Consider the following 20,581-nt stretch of genomic DNA (forward strand, 5'->3'; position numbering starts at 1 on the left):
TTAAGGTTAATTATTATCCAACAATGGTTGTTGGTAATGTTGTTGGTTTATCACTATGTGATAATTGTGCATTTTCATCCAACCTAAAACTTGTCTTAGTCTCCAGTTCTGAAGGATTCTCACAATTTTTCGGATCAGTTTCCGGGAAAATTGGTAGGGGTTCATCAACAGGTAATCCTGTAGACTTATCCTGAAGAATAGTTAAGGTGGTCGGTACTTTGGTAATCCAGTATTTACCCTGTGCTACTCCTGTAGGCTGTCTCATTTCATCCACGATACTCATGTACATTGGGTCTCCGATTACCGGAACAGCGCCGCCATTCCAGATAATTCCTGTTTCCATGAAGAACTGTACAGCATTTTCAAAGCCTGGTTTTACGGTAACGATAATTCTTGCCATACCTGCCTGTAGGAAGCTTCTAAATAATGGATCCATGCTTTCGCTCAGGTAAAACTCCTGCCAGCTCTTACGGTTGGCCCAGTAATACGGATAGAAGGTGTAATCCATAATTTCCCATTCAAAGGCCTGTTCCATAAACTTGGCAAGGGCAGTATACTTATCCAGCTCATCACTCAGGTATACCTGGAAATTATCCATAGTTGTTTTATCCTCAGCTCCGTTTGTTGTTTCCCTGCCTAATGTATTGGAATTTAGATAATCCTGCAGCAGGTACGCAATACAGTTGTGCTTTAAGACATCATGCTCCATATAACGGTAAAAAGTATCCTGTCTTTCTTTCGCTTGTGCCTCCTTTTCTTTCTGCTCTGCATCTAATCTAGCCTGCTCTTCCTGAAACTTTGCATAAGCTTCTTCATACGCTTTGATAATAGCATTGAAACTCTCTGTTTTCCATTTGCTGATGTATTCATCACTCAGCTCGCAGTTTATTGTTACTTTAATGTTGTAATTTTTAACATTATGTCCTCTTACTTGGAAAGATACAGGGCCAGTTATATTGAAACCGGATGCTCCTTCGTCAAAATTAATATCACCACGTTCAGAGCGGCCAACCATATCTCCTTTAAAATTTGAACAGAATACTTCGGAATAACGGGATCCGTCCCATCCGCCACCTCTGTTTCGGGATGATCTACAGCTGAAACTTGCATTTTTTCCAGCATAGTTGTCTGGGATACCAATCTGCCAGTTATCTATTCCAAAATCATCATTAGTTTGAGGAACACTCGCAGCATTATATATAACCTGCTTGGTAGCAGCTGGGAAAGCTTCTAGCTGTACCCCATAAATCTGTGCCCAATGCTGTATCTGTTCTACAGTTGCAGATTTCGGATCCGGCATATACCATGGTTCGGGAGCTCTTCTAGGGTCTACTGGAGCGGTAAGCACCTGAGCTTTGGCAACAGTCAGCGCCAGACGGTGTAATCTTGATGGTTCAGGAACCATAAATTCAAACATGGTACGTTTACCATAGTTATAGATCTGATTCTTCATCTTTTTATCGATCCATCTGTAAACTCCTGTGATGTGCTGTGGTGGTTCATTCGTTGTAAGAGCTTTTCCTCTGTTGTCGAATTCATGCACATTGGTTTCTGTATATTCTTTGATGATTTTCTGTACTCTTTCTTCTGAAATTTTGGTAAGAACTCTTTCCATGGCTCTTTCCGTAATTTCCTGAGACTTCATCACTGCCTGTCTTGTACTGTCATGCTGTGCTGTATTATTGGCGTAGTCTGCCCCAATTTCAAACTTCATAGCATTGTCATTCCCATAACTGAATCTTGTATAGGCAGAAATACTTTGTTGCTTATCAATTTCTTTTGCCACCTCGGTCTGCATATCTGTTCTGGAAGTTTTTGAAGTGTCGGAAATTTTCTCAGTTTCTTCAGACTTGGAAGTTGTATCTGTAATTTCAGAATAATCCCTGGAAACAGAAGATTTATGTCTCAGTTCGCTGGCCATAACATTTTCGATATTGGAAACTTCTCCCGGAACGTAAGCGTGAACGCTTTGTACGACTTTAAGATAATCTGCAACCCCCAATCTTTTGATTCCGAAATTTTTACGTTTCTGAATTGTTACAGGTTCTGGTTCACCCGAATTTCCTGGGTTTTCTACTGCACGTTTCAGAGTAAGCATTCCCGTAAGGGCCAGATCGCCTTTTGGATACAATTGTCCAAGATCGCCATATGCCTGACTTCCATTATCAAAAATGATTTCTATTCTGAAAACAATGCTGGCTCTGAACTTATCAATCAAGCTGCTTGGCAGAGTGATTTTGTTGTCAATAACCGGAATATTGCTGTAGTTTTCTTCAAAACTTCCTGCAACATCTGTAGTGGCAATAATTTTGATATTAGCGACGCTCCATGAAGTGTCTTCTACTTCAAAAGAAAAATTAACGAATCCTCTTGTTCCTGAAATCCCGAAAGAATTGTGTGCTAAAAAGCTGTATGCCATTGGTGTTCTGGCTGTACTTTGATTAACAGGAATGGAAGCTCCTCCGATGTTCACATACTGTTGCTGCGGAAGAGAACTATTCTGTAATGCAGTCTGCATGGATGAAGAAATATTGTTTTGTACAACAATCAAAGCATCGGAATAGCTTTGTATTTCATCATCAATGATAATCGTCTGATTTCCGATTTTCATTGTATCGGATGAAAGAATCTGAACAGTTTCTGTATCTGTCATTTTAGATAGTTCTCCTGCGTTTAATTCTCCGAAAAGCTCAACAAAAAGGTCAAAGGATTCAGGAGAAAGTTTTGCTTTTAAATCTTCCAAATCGATTTCATTTCTAAAAGAAAATTCAAAAGAAGGAACTTCATATTCTTTTAAGCTGTCGTACAGACGTTTTTTTTCTTCTTCTGTAGTTTCCGGAGTGATTTTGCTTTCTACTTCGGCCAGTTTTCTGTCATAGGTTTCCAGACGTTCTCTATTTTCGTCCATATATCTTGAATAGCCTTCCTGGTATGCCTGATAACGGGACTTATGATATTTTTTCTGAATTTTTTCCAATTCAGTATTCAGTTTATCCAAACCTTCTTTCCTGTGAATTGCTTTGTTAACAACCAGGGAAGCTCTTGTTTCAGCCTCTAATCTTTGAATTGTTTTTGCACCCAGAACAGGTTTGGCTTCACCTTCGGTTCCTCTTGAAGAGACTGAAGAAACCGTTTCTGAATTGTCCTCTGAAAATAGAGATTTTGGTAATATAATTTGGCTAGCCATTGCTTTTTCTAATGGTTTTTCACCATTTACCTTGATAATTTCCGGGTCTGTAATATCTTGGATGTTCGCAAAACCAAGCTGGATGGCCATCAAAACATGGCTGATTGCTTCTTTAATGTAAAAGTCTCCCTGAGTAACAATCTGATAAATAAAGTTATTCCAAAGAAGGGTAAATGTTTTAATTCCTTCAGGGTTAAGTTCTTTATTGGCATCAATAAGGGTTTTGTAATAATCTGTAACGTAGGTCCAGTCATTGTTGTCTAATATTTCCTTTTTAGAAAGTTTTCGCCCGATAACGAGAAGATCTCCGAATACTCCTTCCTCAATTTTCTTTTCGGTTTCAAACCCGACATTATTAAATCCGCTGGCAGCCCTTTTCATTTCTCCAAATTTTAGAGTTTTGGCAGGTCTTCCGGCAACTGCAGTGTCAAAAATACCGGTTGCTTCTTTTGGTCTGTGGATAAATCCTAGATTTTTGTCTTTAGTTTCTGTTAATTGTGGGTTTCTTAAACTCACAAATCTGAAAAGTGTTTGTGATGCGTTATTAGTTGCATTCATGGTATTGATTTCTTTATAATTAATGATGCCTTCTCCTATTAATGATCCGCCTACAGTAAATGCGGTTTTTGGAGGTATATTGTTTGTTGCCATTTTTAATATTTGTTTAAATGATTTATTTTTTTGTGTACTCAAGGGTAAGTGTGAATGAATTAATGACAGAGTAGTCATAATCGGGCTCATTAAGCAGTTCAATTTTAGCCATTCTCCTTTCTATGGTGATGTAGGCTTTTGTTCGCCATTGGTTACCTGCGAAAGAAGCATCTATGGCCTGCCATTCTGTAAACATCTCATTGGAAATAATGGTTTCAATATCAGGGAACTCGATTTTAAAATCAATTTCACCCGTTCTTGGAATTTGGTCTAAATACAAGGTTTTTTTGTAAACTGGTTTACCATTGATCCATGTTCCGCCTGTTAATTCCTCTTTAGTGGTGTAGGAATGCTGCTTGTCTGCATATTGTTTCTGGATAAAAGATTTGTCCTGATACATATCTCCATAGTAGTACGCACCAGTCATTCCTGGAGATCCGGGTTGTGTTCCGGCAAAGTCGATGCCTGATATGCCTACATTGCTGCCTGCATTGGGAATGTTGTTTATTTCAACCTGACCATCATCAAAGAATGAAATATATGATCCCTGTACGGCTCCTTTAATCTCTCTGTTCCCAATTGAATTGTCAAGTACCAGATCTCCTGTTATAGGTTGACCTGTGGCGGTACCTGTTACCGGTATAAAACCTGAAACATCAATTATTCCTGAAAGCTTGTCCCATCCGGCAGCTCCGGTATTATTTAAGTTATCTACCCAAACATAGTTTTCACCAGTATCAAGTAAATTCCATACATCACCTACCGTTTGAGCCGTTGTAGGTAAAGCTCCAAAATTGGCAACAGACCCCATTACATGATACGTTCTGTTCAATAGTGAATGAATTTGAGCCTGGTTATAGTAATTATTAAATATCCAGCCACGTTGAATATAATCGTTGTTACTTGCAGGAGTATATAGTTTTGAGGCTGTTATTCCTGTTGTGGGAGTGATCGTTATATCATCAGTATTTGAAGCTGGTGATCCAATTTGTAGAAATCCAGCATTCATTCTAACCCAGCGATCTACAAAATCACCTGTGATTAAAGCTCTGTTTAATTGACCTTGTTGGAAACTTCCAAAATTTCCTTCAGCAGTATTTGAATATCCTGTTAATGTCTGGTTACCATGGATAATTAATTTATTACTGATGGCTCCGTCATTCATTCCTGCCCCTGTACCGATCAAAACATTATTATTGCCTGTAACCCCAGAACCGGATGAAACACCAATCATAATGTTTTTATCACCCAAATTGGATTGATTATTAGCTTTCCAGCCTAACAATGTATTAAGGTTACCGGTAGTATTGAGATAACCAGCTCCAACACCTAAAAAAGTATTTTTAAAGCCCGTGGTAGTTCTATTGCCTGATTCGTCACCAACCATTGTGTTTTGGTTGCTTGTCGTTACGTTTTCACCTGATGCTGTACCAATGAATACGTTGTATTCGCCTGTAGTTAATTTGGAACCACTTAATACACCAACTGCTGTATTCCATTTACCTGTGGTTGCTTCATTTAAAGCATAAGAACCCAGTGCTACATTATTTGAACCTGTTGTTAATTTTGATAATGCATTATAACCAATGCCCAGTCCATAGGCTCCGGTATGATCCGTATTTAAATTTCCAAACCAAAAAGAATAAGTGGTGGAACTGAAATTTATTTCACCTGCTCTGCCTTGGCTTGGCTGGAAAATAATAGGTTTAGTTGTTCCGTTACCTCTGTCAATAACATTTTGTAAATTATCGCTACCACTAAAAGTTGGTTTATCAGAAAGATCATTATAGCTACCTGAAACACCAGCTTTATGTATTTTTATTTTTTCGACACCTTCCTGAACCAGGGAAACACTTCCGTCTACATTTGTAGTAGGAATAATACTAAATTCAGAAAGATTGATCGGAAACGAAGATCCGTCACTCTGAGTAATGGTAATGATATTTTGAGAGGCATCATACTCTGCATTCTCAATACTGATATTGTTAGTTGCGAGACCACTTAAATCTACCGATTTGCTTTGCTGAACACCATTTTCTCCTGTGTAATATACAGTTAGAATATTTCCATTTAGTTCCGGATTTTGAATTGATGTCTGTGTTTCTATTTTATCTTTCCATAGCTGGGCATTTTGCGGACTTATATTGGATGCATTTACCTCAGCTTTTTTAGAAAAGTCATAATCTATATTTCCTAGAGGAAGTTTTTCATCTTTGTGCCAGTAAGAGTCCTGCCATTCCCAAAATTCTTCCTGTACAGGGATGTCTCCGTTCTCAAAGGTTTTTTTGATTTCTTGTTTTGATTTCATTTTGTGATTTATTTAAAATTAATTGATAAGATTTCCACCAATAACTTGAGTAGTAGGATCAAATGAGTCTGAATAATATTGCGTGCTTGGGGATAAAGTAACTGAACTTAAATCCGGATTATATTTAAAGGCATTGTGCCCAATTTTTGCTACACCGCTGGCAATCTGTAATGATGTTAAACGGTTGGAAGCAAATACAGAATCTTTAATTTCTTTAACATTGCCGGGAATGATTAATGATGTCAGCTGATTAGATGAAAAAGCCCTGTCATTAAGTTCTGTAACATTTCCGGGAATCGTCAATGATTTTAGAGCATTATTACTGAAAGCATCTGCACCAATAATGGTAACACTATCTGCAAGAAATAGAATGGACAGTCCCATATTAGTAGCAAACTGCTCAGGAATTTTTAATGTTCCCGATTTTATAAATATTTTCCTGACAGATAAACTGGCAAAAGATGCATTTCCATCTTCATCTATATCTGCATAAAAGTCATTTAAGCGAGGAAGTCCATTTTCTAGACCTGAAATTTTAGTCATGTCTATTTTCTCATCCTTATGCCAGTACGAATCCAACCATGTCCAGAAATCTTCTTGTACAGGCTTATCTCCGTTTTCGAATAAAAGCCTTAGTTCTTCTTTTGTTTTCATAAATATTTTTATCTATAGGTGATTGTGGCTGTTGCGGGGATTCCTGCAATACTTAAATCCAGGCCAGCCGGGGCTGAAACTGTTTTTAGCGAAGGAATTACAAATGCATTTTGTCCAACAGACGTTACTGTGCTTGGAATGTATAAATCTTCAACGGAGGATGTTCCTCTAGGGCAGTAAAATGCTTGAAGCTCAATAGTTGTTAAACCTTCATTGAGAACGATTTCTTCCATGGAATCCGAGCCATTAATACTGTTTCTTTGATCCCAAAAAGCCTGTGCTTTAATGATTTTTAATGTCGAAGGGGTTTTGATGCTCTTAATATTTTGTCCCATAAAAGCAGATTCTCCTATTTCTTCAAGTCCCTCATTAAAAATTACTTTTATAATTTGGGAAGATGTCCCCATATAGCCGAAACTACTAGGAAGGATTTTTTTTGTGTTGGCAGGAATAGTAAGTATTATTGCTGATCCAAGTAATCCATCCTCATTAAAAAAAGGGACTACTTTTTCAATATTTTCAATGGAATCCTGGGCAATTTTCTCATCCTTATGCCAGTACGAATCAAGCCATTCCCAGAAATTTTCTTGTGTAGGCTTATCTCCGTTTTCGAATAAAAGCCTTAATTCTTCTTTTGTTTTCATAATAAAACTGTGTGATTTTGTTTTTGATTAATTAATAGAATTTGAAAAGTCTTCTTGTTAGAAGCTTTTCATGGATTGAGTCTTCATTTTTTAGTGGTTGAGACTATTTCCACTTTATGGTTAGATTTTCATATTACTTTACAGATTTTCAGACATAGTTCTGGCTGTCCGGCATTTTGTGAATGATAGATTCAAAGGTGATTTTGAATGATTATAGGATGATGTCTGGTGTTTTGATTTGGTGTTTCAAAGGTAATTCCGGACAGCATCAGAACTTGTCGTGTTATAGAGTATTTAGTATCTGTTTTCTTCAGGAATAGCCTCTTCGAAATCTTCCCTGAAAAAATTTTCTATGTCATTGAGATAGTTTTCATAGTCCATCTCAGCGTGCTCAATGTCGCTCCATTCTATCGTATAGAGATCCTCATCGAAAAGTGTGTCTGGATTGTGATCTGGTGCTTCCATGTTTTGTGTTTTAAGGTTGAGGTTATGTTTTAATAAACATATTTCTGGCTGTTCAGCATTGATAAATGTTGAATTCAAAGGCTTTTTAAAATTTTAATGATTGCTTTTTTGTGTCTTTGTTTATACTTCAAAAGTAGTGCGGGAAGACGACAAAACTTGACGTGTTTAAAAAACTTTTTATAATTTCTAAATATTAGCTTTTAAGCTTATATTAAATCTTTATAAGGTAAAAAGCTTATATTTTATTTCTGATCAGTTTCTGTACGATTTGGTTCAGTGTTTCCCTGTTATCATCAATATAGCTTAGGCCTGCCTGGATCAGATTTTCGATGTTGGACCGTCTTACATTGTCCATACTTGGAGAAGCATTTTTTAATGAAGGATTCAGACGGTAATAATTTTTCTGATTCCTTTGTCCCAAGGTCTGGAACATCTGGCACATCTGATAATCTACCGTTTCTGCATTTGCAGACATCAGGATATCAATGATAGGATTTACCCAACCTATTTTTCCTGACTTTTGCAGCTTTTTAAAAGAATAAGGTCTGGCTTCCATACCTGTTCCCAGGGAAACAATAATCATATCATTTACACCCGGATGATTGGCTTTCTGGTGATTCTTTAATACTTCTGCAAAAGGAATTTTTCTCGCTTCCGCATAGGCACATAAAGTAGGGTTATTCGCAAACATACCGCCGTCAATCAGGCTGAAGATCTGTCCATACATAGATTTTATCTGTACCGGACTGAAATAAGTGGGCGCTGCCGATGTAGCTCTACAAATATCTTTTACATAAAAATTATCTGTGCTGAGGTTAGCCTCCCACGAGTTAAAAAGCTTAGCTCTTCTGTTTTCTATATCATAACTGGTTATTAAACATGGTTTTATAAATTCTTTAAGTTCTAAGTGTCCAAAAAAATCATTTAAGTTTTTTTCAAGTGATTCCTGAGGGATTTTTTCATTAAGAAGGCCAAATGGATTGACCAGCTTTTCCCAAAAAGATACCTGAAAGATGTCGCCTCCCTTTTCAGCATATAATTCTAATCCTTTCTGAATAGAATATTTTGCTTTCCGGTGTTCATCGGGACATAGAATAATAGAAGCGATCAGTCCTCCTGTGCTGCTTCCGGCCACCAGATCAAAATAATCCCCGAGTTTGGCCGCCGGGTTATCATGATACTGAAGCTGCTCTTCTATGTAGCGGAGAATAATACAGGTGATAATACCTCTTATTCCGCCCCCGTCCAAAGAAAGAATGGTTGTCTTTTTCATGTGATTTTTAGTAATTTTTCAAAAGAAAAATAGAGTCCTGAGACAACTAAAACCAACGTTCTGTTTTTAAAAACAGATGCTGGTTTTAGTATTGAGATCTCAGTTAACTAACATTTTTCTAACAAACCAAAGGTAGGATTGGGAAGCGACAGAACTTGTCGTATTATAATTATTTTCAAATAAAAGAGAATTAAAATAGAATATAATTCTGCTTATCCCTCGGCATCTTGGATAACGTTCGCCAGTTTGTTTTGACCAGTCCTTTTTTAGTCAGGATATTCTTTTTTTCAAAGTGGGGAAGGTCTTTAAAAGTCTTCCAGTTTCCACCCCAGTCCCAACCGTGCTTTGCGAAAATCTTTACACACTCATACCAGTCGGCCACTTGATCATTATCCCAGTCTTTGACGGTATCCCAGCTTGCCACCTTACCGTCGATCATCAGGCAGATATCAACAGCGAGGCCATAATTATGGATACTCTGCCCGGCTTTTGCATTGGTCACTTTTTTACCGGAAGTGATCCTTCCGATGGCATACAGTTTTTCCTGCTCCTCAAAAGATCTCAGTCCCTGGGTAATTCTCACCTTTGCACGTCCGGTGAGTGCCTCGTCACATTCTTTAATAATCTGCTTCACTTCGTCCCGTACATAAGGATGAAGCTTGTTGATTCTTTCTATTGTAATTTTGTCCATGATGTATATTATTATACCACAAAAGTATACATGAATGGCGACGAAACTTGACGTATTTAATTAATATTTTAAATAAAATAAATTTAGATTCTTGAAAATTTTCTAATTTAAATAGATATTTCTCACAACATAAGGACAAAGGAATTTATAAAAGTTTCTTTTGATTTAAGTTCAAATAAAAGACATCTCCATTAATGAAGAAGTCATTCGACAGCACTTATATCAGATCGATCTGGAAGAATATTTAAAGGTAATCTGCCGATAGCTGAATTGAAGGCATGTAAGGTATAGAAGTAATACGACAGAACTTGACGTGTTTAAAATAAATTAACTATATAATAATCAATGTGTTAATTATAGTGTTAATTTTAAAATTAAAGAAAGAAATTATCTTTAAAAATGATAATTTTGCGTTAAAATTATCATCATCTATCATGTATGCTTTAGTCGACTGCAACAACTTTTTTGTTTCCTGCGAGCGAACTCTGGATGGGTCTCTCGAAGAAAAACCTGTTGTGGTACTTTCCAATAATGACGGATGTGTGGTGTCGAGAAGTAAAGAAGCAAAAGATCTGGGCATTCCTATGGCAGCTCCTGCATTCAAATATAAAGATCTTTTCAAACAGCATGATGTGAAAAGCTTTTCTGCAAAATTTGAACTTTATAATTACAAAAGCCAGCAGGTCATTAATATTTCAAAGTCGTATGTCCTGGATTATGAAGTATACAGTATTGATGAGCTATTTCTGGATCTTTCCGGTTTTAAATATGTCAATATCCGTGATTACTGCCTTAAGATAAAAGACGAGATCAAAGCAAAAGAAAATATTCCCGTAAGCATAGGAATTGCACCTACAAAAACACTCTGCAAGGTAGCTAACAGGATTGTGAAGGATTTTCCAAATCAGTTTGATGGTGTTTATACCCTCGACACTCCTGAAAAAATTGAAAAAGCTTTGAGGTGGCTCAATATAGGTGATGTATGGGGAATCGGCCGTAAACTTGCTGCAAAAATGCAGGACAGTGGAGTTTATAAAGCCTGGGATCTGCTCCAAAAACCTGAAATGTGGGTCCGTAAGATCATGGGAATTCATGGGGTAAGGATGATCAATGAGCTTAAAGGAATCCGCCAACTGGAACTGGATTCCCCATCACCCAAAAAATCTATTGCGGTTACCCGGAGTTTCATGCAGATGCTTATCGGGAAAGAAGAGGTCAGGGAGCGGGTGGAAACTTTTGGAATGTATTGCTCAGAAAGATTAAGGAAGCAAAATACCTGTTGTAAGATGATCACCGTGTTTGTACAGACTAACCGTTTCAGAAAAGATCTGCCTGAATACCGAAATGCCATGACCCGAATTCTTTCCAACCCTACCAATTCTTCCATTTTAATAGGAAGGGTTGTGAACGAACTTTTCGAAGCCATTTATAAAGATGGATTCCATTATAAAAGAGCAGGGGTGATGGTGAATGACTTTGTTCCGGAGGATCAGAGGCAGATCAGTCTTTTTGAAGAAGATACCCAGAATCAGCACCTGCCGGTCATGAAAGCAATGGATGCCATGAATAAAAAGTATGGTAAAGACAAAGTACGCCTCGGAAGCATGAGTGGGGAAAATACCTTTGGCCGTGCAAAACTCTCTCCGGAATATGAAGCTTTCCTGAAAAAGAATACGTTACCCGAAGCCAATTTCAGATTTCATTAATGTTTAAAAATTTCTATTAAATTCTCTTTCTTGTTTAAAAAAAACATTAGTTTTTTGTCCTGTATTTCCTTGAAGTTACTAAAATTCCGAATTTTGATACTGTTTAAAATGTACTTAAGTGTTACATTTTCAGTTATTTGTATTTATTTCATTTTTTATGTGTTGTAGGAATGATGTATTTGAATTTATCTTTGCTGAAGAATTTTACATTCTGAAAAACACAAACTTTAGATGAAAAAAATAAACACAATGATGAAATGTGTAGTGGCTGGAGGATGCTTTTTGGTAAATTTCATGTCTGCACAAGTGGGCATTAATACATCAAGCCCTCAAGCCGTACTACATATAGATGGCACCAAAGATAATCCGGCTACAGGGATTCCAACTGCTGCTCAGGTAGCTAATGATGTAGTATTTACGGCCAACGGAGAAGTAGGAATAGGACTTCTTACGCCCGCAGTGAAAATAGACGCAAGATCGACTAATAATACAGATAACTCTATCGGAATAGGTGAAACTACCCAGACGGCATCAGAAGCAGCCTCTGGAGCCATGAGATATAATCCGCTGAACGGTGGAAAAATGCAATACTCAGATGGTGTGGTGTGGCAGGATCTTATTTCTTCCCCTACCAAAGCTGTTGTAGTAGCCAATCTTAGGGTTGCTAGTTTTGCTGTCAAGGTTCCTTATCAGGTTTCTACAGGCATTGCGGGGTGGACAGAAATTTCAGATCCCACTTCTAATTTCACTCCGGGAACAGGCATCTTCACCGCACCCAGAACAGGGGTATATCTCGTCTCCTTTACTTATGACTTTGTAAGAATTCCTATTGTTTCAGGATATTTTTCTGAAGCCAGATACGTTGTGAACGGAAGTACTGTTGTTAAAAAATGCGTAAAATCTTTTTCGAATACCTCAAAGAACGCACAGGTTGCGGGCTCATGTGTTGCAGGGATCCAGCTCAATAAAGGAGACACCTTCCAGCCTCATATCTACCAATCGGTATTTAATGGGAGCTTAAGTTTACGGACGGATATTACTCCCGCAAGCAATGAGTATGGCTTTGTGAATCTTTCTATTGTAGAACAATAATACACTTGATAATGAAAAAAAGATTAGGACTCGTTTTAATGATCAGCGTAAGCTTATTTGTTAAGGCTCAGGTAGGAATCAATATGACCTCTCCTGAAAGCATACTCCATGTAGACGGACAGAAAAATACAGCACCGGCAGTTCCTGCCAGCTACTATGATGACGTGGTGATAACTTCTTCAGGAAATATGGGAGCAGGAACAAAAACACCCAAATCAAGACTGGATTTGAGATCTAACGAACATCAGAATGCCCTGGGCATCGGAGGAACATCCCAGACTGCTTCTGCAGCAAAAGCCGGAGCACTGAGATACAATTCCGGAACACAGGATCTGAGCTACTCCAATGGTACGGCATGGACCGCACTGGCACACAAAGCGCCCAATGATTTTGTAGATGCAGAAAATGCTTCTGGACAGAACTTTACAAGTGGAACGCAGGCTACAGTTACCAACTGGACAAAAAAAACGGATGTCAACGGAAGTTTTAATACAGGCACGGGAACTTTTGTAGCATCAAAAGCCGGAATATATATTGTCTCCTTCACCTTTTCATTGGCTTCCGGTGCTATTGCCAATGATTCACGATATGAAACCCTGATTCAGACCAATTCTGCATCTTCCACTACCAATAAGGTCTTCAAGTGTGTAGGAAGTTATCCGGGAACCAATTCACTTTCAAACCGTGTCGCCGGAAATTGTTCCGGAATTTTTAACCTTAACCAGGGAGACAATATTACGGTAAGCCTTAACCAGGCTTTAGGAACAGCAAAAACACTGGATACTGATGCGTCACTGACGTCTCTGAGTATTTTCGGATTATAAAAACACAAATGATGAAAAAAAAATATTTAGTAATTATTTTAGCTTTAAGTTTTAACTGGGCATCTTCCCAGATTGGGATCAATACGCCGAATCCCAGAGGAATTCTTCATACAGACGGACAGAAAGACAATCCCGTATCCGGATCTTCATTTACGCCTGCTCAGCAGAGCAATGATGTTTTGATCACAAACGCCGGAAGAATAGGGGCGGGAACTCATAGTCCGGCTGTAAAAGTAGATGCCAGAAATTCCGGGAACGGAGCAGTAGGTTTCGGTACTTCTGCACTTACAGCTGCCGCAGCAGACGAAGGCGCAATTCGCTACAATACAGGAATGGAGTACTCCAACGGAAATGAATGGCTTCCCTTGCTTACCGCCCAACCAGCAGTCAATAAGGTCATTGTTATTGCTGCAAAAACAGATAATACTGTAAAACTGGTTTTACCTTCTGCATTAACCACCACAGGATTACAAAACCGTGTGAGTAATTATCTGGTAGGCTGGACGAAAGCTTTTGAAAGTAATTCCGGAACTACTTTTGATACCTCAACAGGAGTTTTTACAGCACCCCGAAACGGAGTGTATATAGCCACTTTTACTACAGATCTGGCCCCGCTTGCCATTAATTATACAGCAGATCCTTTAAATCCAATCCAGATAGAAGCAATCTGGCAGCTGTATGACAACACAGCGGGTTTACTTGCTACAAATATTGTAAATACAGTAAAATGTGTCAATACCATGTCTTCAAACAGCAACGGAAACATTGATGCAGGAAGCAACTGTACAGCATCTTTTTACATGACGGCAGGGCAACGGCTCATGCCTTACATCTGGTTTAATTTAAATGCTTTAAATACAACAGGCTTTTCATTAAATAATACCGGGGGATATAATAACCTGACTATAGCGGAACAATAATTAAGCTATTTCATCAAGCGTTTTGATGAATGCTGAGGGATGCAACCCTGTAATTTTTTTAAATTCAAGAGAAAAAGCACTGTGGGAAGAATATCCTGTGATTTCAGCAAGATGATTGATTTTATATTTACGGTATTGAGGTTCATTTTTTAATTTGTCTACAATATAATTGATCCTCAGATGATTGATGTACTGATTGAAATTAAATTTTTTATGCTTTTTAATAACTGCTGAAAGATATTTTGTATTAACATTTAGTGTATTAGATAAATTGTAACGTGAAATATTTTTATTGTTAAAATCAAAGCTTTCTTCAAAAACCTGTAAGCCGAGTAGAATACTTCCTTCTACTTCGGGCGATATTTTTATATCTGCCGGAACACTAATTCCGGTTTGGTCTTCAGCAGATTCCTGAGGATCTGCTTCATAGGAAGCAGGAGTGATCCCTTTTTCATAGATTTCGGTGACTGTGTTTTTATATTTTTTTCTAAGGTGGATTATATAAAAAATAATAATTCCTAAAATGAGGAGCAGAATGATGCATGCTGTAATCAGGCCTTTGGAGGTAGTATAGCTTTCACTCAGCTGTTTATTAAAGTTTTCTTCCTTTTGGCTAAAGGTCTTATCAACAGCCATTTTCTGGCTGTACGAAACATTGTCCTTTAATTCAAGATTTTCCAGTTTGTATTTTTGGGCATTAGGAAGATCTCCGATCTGTTTGTATGCAGTTTCAAGGTTTTTGGTAATTTCTATTTTCTTTTCGCTAAACCCATATTGACTGGCAATTTTTAAAGCTTTCTGATAGTATGACACCGCACTGTCCGGTTTATTCTGCTGTGAAAAAGAAAACCCGATATCATGGAGAATATTAGCCCTCAAATAATGATTGTCATGTCCAACGAACGCAAGCGCTTTCACAAAATAAGATTGGGCTTCATTAAATTTCTTTACTTCTGATAAATTGTAACCTAAGTTTGTGTAGGCAGAGACCAGAAGTTCATTTCTTCTGGGAATATTTTTTATCTTCTGAAATTCCCGGACTGCATTTTTAGAATAAGATTCTTTCTTTTGATATTCGTTCTCATTGAAAAGGATCAGGAAAGAATTATATATCATGCCTTTCAGTTCATGTCCCTCATCAGAATCATTATTTTTGATCTCATCTAAACCTTTATTAAGGCTTTGGGAGGCTTCTTTTAAAAGTCCCAGTTTTGCATACTGTGTTCCCTGCATTCTGTAGGCAAGGGCTTTTCCGGGGCCATAATTGTTCTCCGATGATATCTTTAATGCCTTTTCTGCAAAATCAAGTGTCGCTTTTGCATCCGATTTCAAATAGCTGTTGAATGATTTCAGGTAATATGCTTTTGCCAGATAATTCGGCTGTTTTTTTTTCTGGGCAGAATCTATAATGCTGTTTAATATGATTTCAGAACTGTCCGGGTTTTTAGAAGCTAAAGACCGCGCATATTTATATTGTCCCTCAAAATCAAAGTTTTGTGAGAATGTAAAAGTTGAAATGGCAAAGAAGAAAAAGAAGATTATTTTTTTCTTCATCGTAATTATTGTGTTTTATTTTTTTTCGTATTTCCAGTTTCTGGATTTACCTTCGGCTATCCATTCCAAAGACTGTTCCATTCTTTTATTTCTGGTAGCTTCAGTCTTGGCTTCAATGATCCAGCTGATATATTCTTTCCTGAAAGACGGTGAACTCTTTTCAAAAACTTTTAAAGCTTTTATATTTTCATTCAAAGCAGTTTGGAAATAATCAGGAATTTTTGTTTCCGTTTTAGATGGGGCTGCCTTTTTTACGGTAACGCCCATGTCGGTAAGCTCCATTGCTTCAGTAAGCGCTTTTTTTAGCTGAATTTTTGGCGGAAGATCTTCTATCCCGGTGATCTTTCCTAAGCTGAACATTGAGTTTTTTTCAATATTCCGGGTAATCTCATGCATGGTTTTCATTTCCTTTTCCAGCCAGAAACCGAAAGTGCAGTGCTGCTTGAAAGAAGCCATCGCACAGAGAATTTTTCCTTTATACATAAAATGAGGAAAGCTCCACTTCATTGTTTCTTCTGCATCAGGACAAAATTCATGCACCGTTTCACGGATATATTCTAAAACCGGTTTTGCAAAATCCTGTGATTTTTCAATATAGGCATCTATTTTCGGGCTGTGTTTTTCCATAAAGCTTACTGAAATAATTGAACGGTTTCATTGACAAGAAATTTTACCTGATCCGGTCTTCCTCTATCATTCTTTGGATTATTGCGGTAGCTTCCGGTTCTTACAATGACCATATTGTGCTCAGGAACCATAATAATATATTGGCCCTGCAATCCAAGGAAGTAATAATGCCTGATGGGATTGTCATGATTGATCCAAAGCCCCATTCCATAGATCTCCTGCGATTTTTTGGTAGGTGTTCTCATCTGTTCGATAAAATCTAAGTTGAGAATCTGCTTTTCACCCACTTTTCCGTTATTTAAAAACAGCTGACCCAGTTTTGCATAATCTCTTGCATTGGAGTGAATACAACAGTAGGTTTTTTCCATTCCGTGATTATCGGTACTCCAGTATGCATTCTGCTCCATCCCCATCGGGATCCAGAATTTCTCTGATAAGTAGCTGGCAAGTGTCAGGTTCAGAGCCTTTTTTAAAGCAAATCCGAGAAGTTGAGTAGATCCGCTCTGGTATTCGAACCGGGTGCCGGGTTCATCTTTAAATCTTCTTGAGAAAACAGCATTTATAAGATTTCTTCCATAATAGGCCTTTGCATTCGGGAGAAAGGGATTATTGTAATTTTCATCCCAGTCAAGTCCTGCTTCCATTTGGGCTAAGTTTTTAAGCGTCACCTCACTTCCGAATTCTTTTTCTTTAAATTCAGCATAAAAATCAGAAAGCTTTTCGTGAATATTCTTGATAATACCTTCTTCCAAAGCTTTTCCTAATAACATTACTGTAACAGCTTTGGCCATAGAGAAAGAATTGGTCTGGGAAAGCTGATTGTAGCCATCCCAATACTGCTCATGAAGAATTTTTCCGTTTTTTATAACCACAAAAGCAGCGGTTTTGGAATGCTTTAAATCTTTAAGCACATGCTCATGCAGTTCTTTCTTATTGTATTCGGGATCTTCTGTCCACAATACAGGTTCTTCAGTATCGATGAGGTTTCCCGGAAAAAGTTTTCCGTCATCAATGTAGGCACTTGATCTTCCTTTGAGGTACGTTTTAGAAATTCCGCTGAATAAATAATCGTATCCCAAAAGATAAACTGCGGCTACACCTGCAGCTGCTCCGCCTATTACGTATTTTAATGCCCTCATATGATCATGAATATCAGTCTTAAACAAATTTAAAATAATTTTGATAAGAAAATGACAAAGCCACCGTAAATAAACTATTATTACAGTAATTGATTAAAAATTTTGAGCCTCAAGACCTGTAAGGGTTTAATGGAATATAGAAAAGTTCCTAATGCCATTATCTGTGAGCGTATAAAAAATCCCTTGTAGATTTAGGATAATGCAAATGTTTATATTGTAAACTGCAAATCAAAAGCCTCCATATTTGGAGGCTTTTGATCTATAGTTTAGAAAGTAAATTTCTGAAGTTTGTCTTCTCGTCGATGATCCTTCTTAAATCGGAAACAGGAACTCTTTCCTGCTGCATTGTATCTCTGTCTCTTATCGTTACCGTATGATCTGTAAGAGAATCATGGTCGATGGTGATACAGTAAGGAGTACCGATCGCATCCTGTCTTCTGTAACGTTTTCCGATCGCATCTTTTTCCTCGTAGAACAGATTGAAATCATATTTCAGATCATTGAAGATGTTCTCTGCATATTCTGCTAAACCGTCCTTCTTCATCAAAGGAAGGATAGCCGCTTTTACAGGGGCTAAAGCCGGTGGAAGAGATAAAACTGTTCTTTCCGAACCATCTTCCAGTACTTCGTCTTTAAGACTGTGTGAGAAGATAGAAAGGAATAATCTGTCTAGACCTACAGAAGTTTCCACTACATAAGGAACATAATTTTCATTTCTTTCCGGATCGAAGAACTGAAGCTTTCTTCCTGAATGTTTTTCATGCGCTTTTAAATCGAAATCTGTTCTGGAGTGAATTCCTTCCAGCTCTTTGAAGCCAAATGGGAAATTAAATTCAATATCCGCAGCAGCATTGGCATAATGAGCCAGTTTTTCGTGATCATGGAATCTGTAATTGTCATCACCTAAACCTAAAGCAAGGTGCCAGTTCAGACGTTTTGTTTTCCACTGTTCGTAGAATTCCAATTCAGTTCCCGGAGCTACAAAAAACTGCATTTCCATCTGTTCGAATTCTCGCATTCTGAAGATAAACTGTCTGGCAACAATTTCGTTTCTGAATGCTTTACCGATTTGAGCAATACCAAAAGGAAGTCTGTGACGTGAAGTTTTCTGTACGTTCAAAAAATTAACGAAGATACCCTGAGCCGTTTCCGGTCTTAAATAAAGATCCATCGCAGAATCTGCAGAAGCTCCTAATTTTGTTCCGAACATCAGGTTGAATTGTCTTACCTCCGTCCAGTTTTTGGAACCGGTATCCGGATCAGCAATTTCCAATTCTTCAATTAAAGATTTTACATCAGCAAGATCCTCATTTTCCAGAGATTTTGCCAATCTTGAAAGAATAGCTTCTCTTTTTGTTCTGTATTCAAGGATTTTTGGATTGGTAGCTTCAAATTGAGCTTTATCAAAAGACTCACCGAATCTTTTCGCTGCTTTTTCAATTTCTTTATTTTCTTTATCTTCAATTTTCAAACAGTAATCTTCCACCAAAACGTCTGCTCTGAAACGTTTTTTAGAATCTTTATTGTCAATTAAAGGATCATTGAATGCGTCAACGTGGCCTGAAGCTTTCCAAGTTGTAGGATGCATAAGGATAGCCGAATCTATACCTACAATATTTTCGTTAAGCTGTACCATCGCTTTCCACCAATATTGCTTGATATTGTTTTTTAATTCAGCACCGTTTTGTCCATAATCATAAACAGCCGATAAACCGTCATAGATCTCACTCGAAGGGAAAATAAAACCATATTCTTTCGCGTGAGAAATCACTTTCTTGAAAACATCTTCTTGCTTTGCCATAATTTTTTAATCGTCTAAGGTGCAAAAATAGTGAAAAAGCGGGAAGTTAGAAGATGGAAGATGGAAGTTTTTGTATAGATAGAAATTAGGAGCCGGGAACCTGCTTTCACTACTCGCTTTTTCAGGATTTATTTTGCGGCGGCTCCGCCGCCGCAAAATAAATCCTGAAAAGAGCTTAAACATGCCGCTCAATCAGGGCTGGAGATCAGTCAAAAAATTCTACTTTTGTCCCATGTTAGAAATTCTTTATCGCGACGAGCATCTTATCGCCATCAATAAACCAAGCGGATTATTGGTACATAAATCTTTTTATTCCGGGGAGGCCGATACCTATGCTATTCAGGAATTAAGAAACCAGATTGGGCAAAAAGTGTTTCCTGTACATCGGTTAGATCGAAAAACCTCAGGGGTCTTGTTATTCACTTTGGATAAAGAAACGCTTAGAATTATGAGCGAACAGTTTGCATCACGCGAAGTGGAGAAGAAATATCTGGCAATTCTTCGTGGTTGGACTAAAGAAGAAGAAACGATTGATTATGATTTGATTAACGAAAACGAAATAAAGCAAAATGCCATTACTTATTATCATCGTTTGCAGACATCAGAAATAGACTTACCATTTTTAAAACATCAGACTTCAAGATATTGTTTGGTAGAAGCCATTCCGGAAACCGGCAGATTTCATCAGTTGAGAAAGCATTTTAAACATATTCTGCATCCTATTTTAGGCTGCCGTAAACACGGCTGCAATAAACAGAATAAATTGTGGCTTCAAAAATTTGGCATTAACAAAATGACACTTCACGCCCATCAATTGATTTTTAATCATCCTGTTTCTAACGAAAGAATTACGGTAAATGCCACTATAGATGACGAGTTTAAAAGAGTAGGGAATATTTTGAATTTCGATTTGAGTTCTTATTCTTAATTTAAGCACAAAGTCTAAACATCCTTGTCAAGGTTTCAAACCTTGACAAGGATAAAAGCAGTTTATATTTTTTTTACGTTAAAATTGCATTGATTTGCAGGTAGTATCTGATAGATG

16 protein-coding genes are annotated in these 20,581 nt (G+C 37.6%); 5 read left to right on the forward strand and 11 right to left on the reverse strand.

Features of this window, described 5'->3' with window-relative positions:
• Positions 1–13 precede the first annotated feature (13 nt).
• From QF044_RS19270 to QF044_RS19300, 7 genes are all read right to left on the reverse strand, one after another.
• Positions 14–3,838, reverse strand: coding sequence for a hypothetical protein (locus tag QF044_RS19270; RefSeq protein ID WP_307270836.1), 3,825 nt, complete (start codon positions 3,836–3,838; stop codon positions 14–16).
• Between the two features lie 22 nt (positions 3,839–3,860).
• Positions 3,861–6,146, reverse strand: a complete 2,286-nt coding sequence (locus tag QF044_RS19275) for a hypothetical protein (protein ID WP_307270838.1) — start codon at positions 6,144–6,146, stop codon at positions 3,861–3,863.
• A gap of 18 nt (positions 6,147–6,164) precedes the next feature.
• The gene (locus QF044_RS19280; protein WP_307270839.1) at positions 6,165–6,800 is read right to left on the reverse strand and encodes a leucine-rich repeat domain-containing protein; all 636 of its coding nucleotides are present in this window, start codon (positions 6,798–6,800) and stop codon (positions 6,165–6,167) included.
• A gap of 8 nt (positions 6,801–6,808) precedes the next feature.
• Positions 6,809–7,444 carry a leucine-rich repeat domain-containing protein gene (locus QF044_RS19285; RefSeq protein WP_307270841.1) on the reverse strand — a complete coding sequence of 212 codons (636 nt, stop codon included), beginning with the start codon at positions 7,442–7,444 and terminating at the stop codon, positions 6,809–6,811.
• 294 nt (positions 7,445–7,738) lie between these two features.
• On the reverse strand, positions 7,739–7,909 hold the full coding sequence (locus QF044_RS19290; protein ID WP_307270844.1) for a hypothetical protein: 171 nt from the start codon (positions 7,907–7,909) through the stop codon (positions 7,739–7,741).
• Between the two features lie 235 nt (positions 7,910–8,144).
• Positions 8,145–9,182 carry a patatin-like phospholipase family protein gene (locus QF044_RS19295; RefSeq protein WP_307270847.1) on the reverse strand — a complete coding sequence of 346 codons (1,038 nt, stop codon included), beginning with the start codon at positions 9,180–9,182 and terminating at the stop codon, positions 8,145–8,147.
• A 190-nt stretch (positions 9,183–9,372) separates the two neighbouring features.
• A complete protein-coding gene (locus tag QF044_RS19300; RefSeq protein ID WP_307270850.1) occupies positions 9,373–9,873 on the reverse strand; it encodes a M15 family metallopeptidase in 501 nt (166 codons plus the stop codon).
• A gap of 434 nt (positions 9,874–10,307) precedes the next feature.
• Here QF044_RS19300 and QF044_RS19305 point away from each other — a divergent pair, with 434 nt between their 5' ends.
• From QF044_RS19305 to QF044_RS19320, 4 genes are all read left to right on the forward strand, one after another.
• Positions 10,308–11,579 carry a Y-family DNA polymerase gene (locus QF044_RS19305; protein WP_307270851.1) on the forward strand — a complete coding sequence of 424 codons (1,272 nt, stop codon included), beginning with the start codon at positions 10,308–10,310 and terminating at the stop codon, positions 11,577–11,579.
• Between the two features lie 231 nt (positions 11,580–11,810).
• Positions 11,811–12,671, forward strand: a complete 861-nt coding sequence (locus QF044_RS19310) for a hypothetical protein (protein WP_307270853.1) — start codon at positions 11,811–11,813, stop codon at positions 12,669–12,671.
• A gap of 11 nt (positions 12,672–12,682) precedes the next feature.
• Complete coding sequence (locus QF044_RS19315) at positions 12,683–13,495, forward strand: hypothetical protein (RefSeq protein ID WP_307270855.1); 813 nt, start codon at positions 12,683–12,685, stop codon at positions 13,493–13,495.
• 8 nt (positions 13,496–13,503) lie between these two features.
• Positions 13,504–14,415 (forward strand): hypothetical protein, encoded by a 912-nt coding sequence (locus QF044_RS19320; protein ID WP_307270857.1) that lies wholly within the window; start codon positions 13,504–13,506, stop codon positions 14,413–14,415.
• Here the strand turns inward: QF044_RS19320 and QF044_RS19325 are convergent, their stop codons facing one another.
• The 4 genes from QF044_RS19325 to QF044_RS19340 all read right to left on the reverse strand — a co-directional run bounded on the left by QF044_RS19325 (position 14,416) and on the right by QF044_RS19340 (position 19,536).
• Positions 14,416–15,969 (reverse strand): tetratricopeptide repeat protein, encoded by a 1,554-nt coding sequence (locus QF044_RS19325; protein WP_307270860.1) that lies wholly within the window; start codon positions 15,967–15,969, stop codon positions 14,416–14,418.
• 15 nt (positions 15,970–15,984) lie between these two features.
• A complete protein-coding gene (locus QF044_RS19330) occupies positions 15,985–16,596 on the reverse strand; it encodes a YdeI family protein (RefSeq protein ID WP_307270862.1) in 612 nt (203 codons plus the stop codon).
• Positions 16,597–16,601: 5 nt separating this feature from the next.
• Positions 16,602–17,762 carry a serine hydrolase gene (locus QF044_RS19335; protein ID WP_307270865.1) on the reverse strand — a complete coding sequence of 387 codons (1,161 nt, stop codon included), beginning with the start codon at positions 17,760–17,762 and terminating at the stop codon, positions 16,602–16,604.
• A 232-nt stretch (positions 17,763–17,994) separates the two neighbouring features.
• Positions 17,995–19,536, reverse strand: coding sequence for a glycine--tRNA ligase (locus QF044_RS19340; RefSeq protein WP_307270867.1), 1,542 nt, complete (start codon positions 19,534–19,536; stop codon positions 17,995–17,997).
• 232 nt (positions 19,537–19,768) lie between these two features.
• Here QF044_RS19340 and QF044_RS19345 point away from each other — a divergent pair, with 232 nt between their 5' ends.
• Positions 19,769–20,464, forward strand: a complete 696-nt coding sequence (locus QF044_RS19345) for a pseudouridine synthase (RefSeq protein ID WP_307270870.1) — start codon at positions 19,769–19,771, stop codon at positions 20,462–20,464.
• Positions 20,465–20,581: the final 117 nt, after the last annotated feature.

The sequence above is a fragment of the Chryseobacterium sp. W4I1 genome, assembly GCF_030816115.1.
In the GTDB taxonomy this organism is placed as follows: domain Bacteria; phylum Bacteroidota; class Bacteroidia; order Flavobacteriales; family Weeksellaceae; genus Chryseobacterium.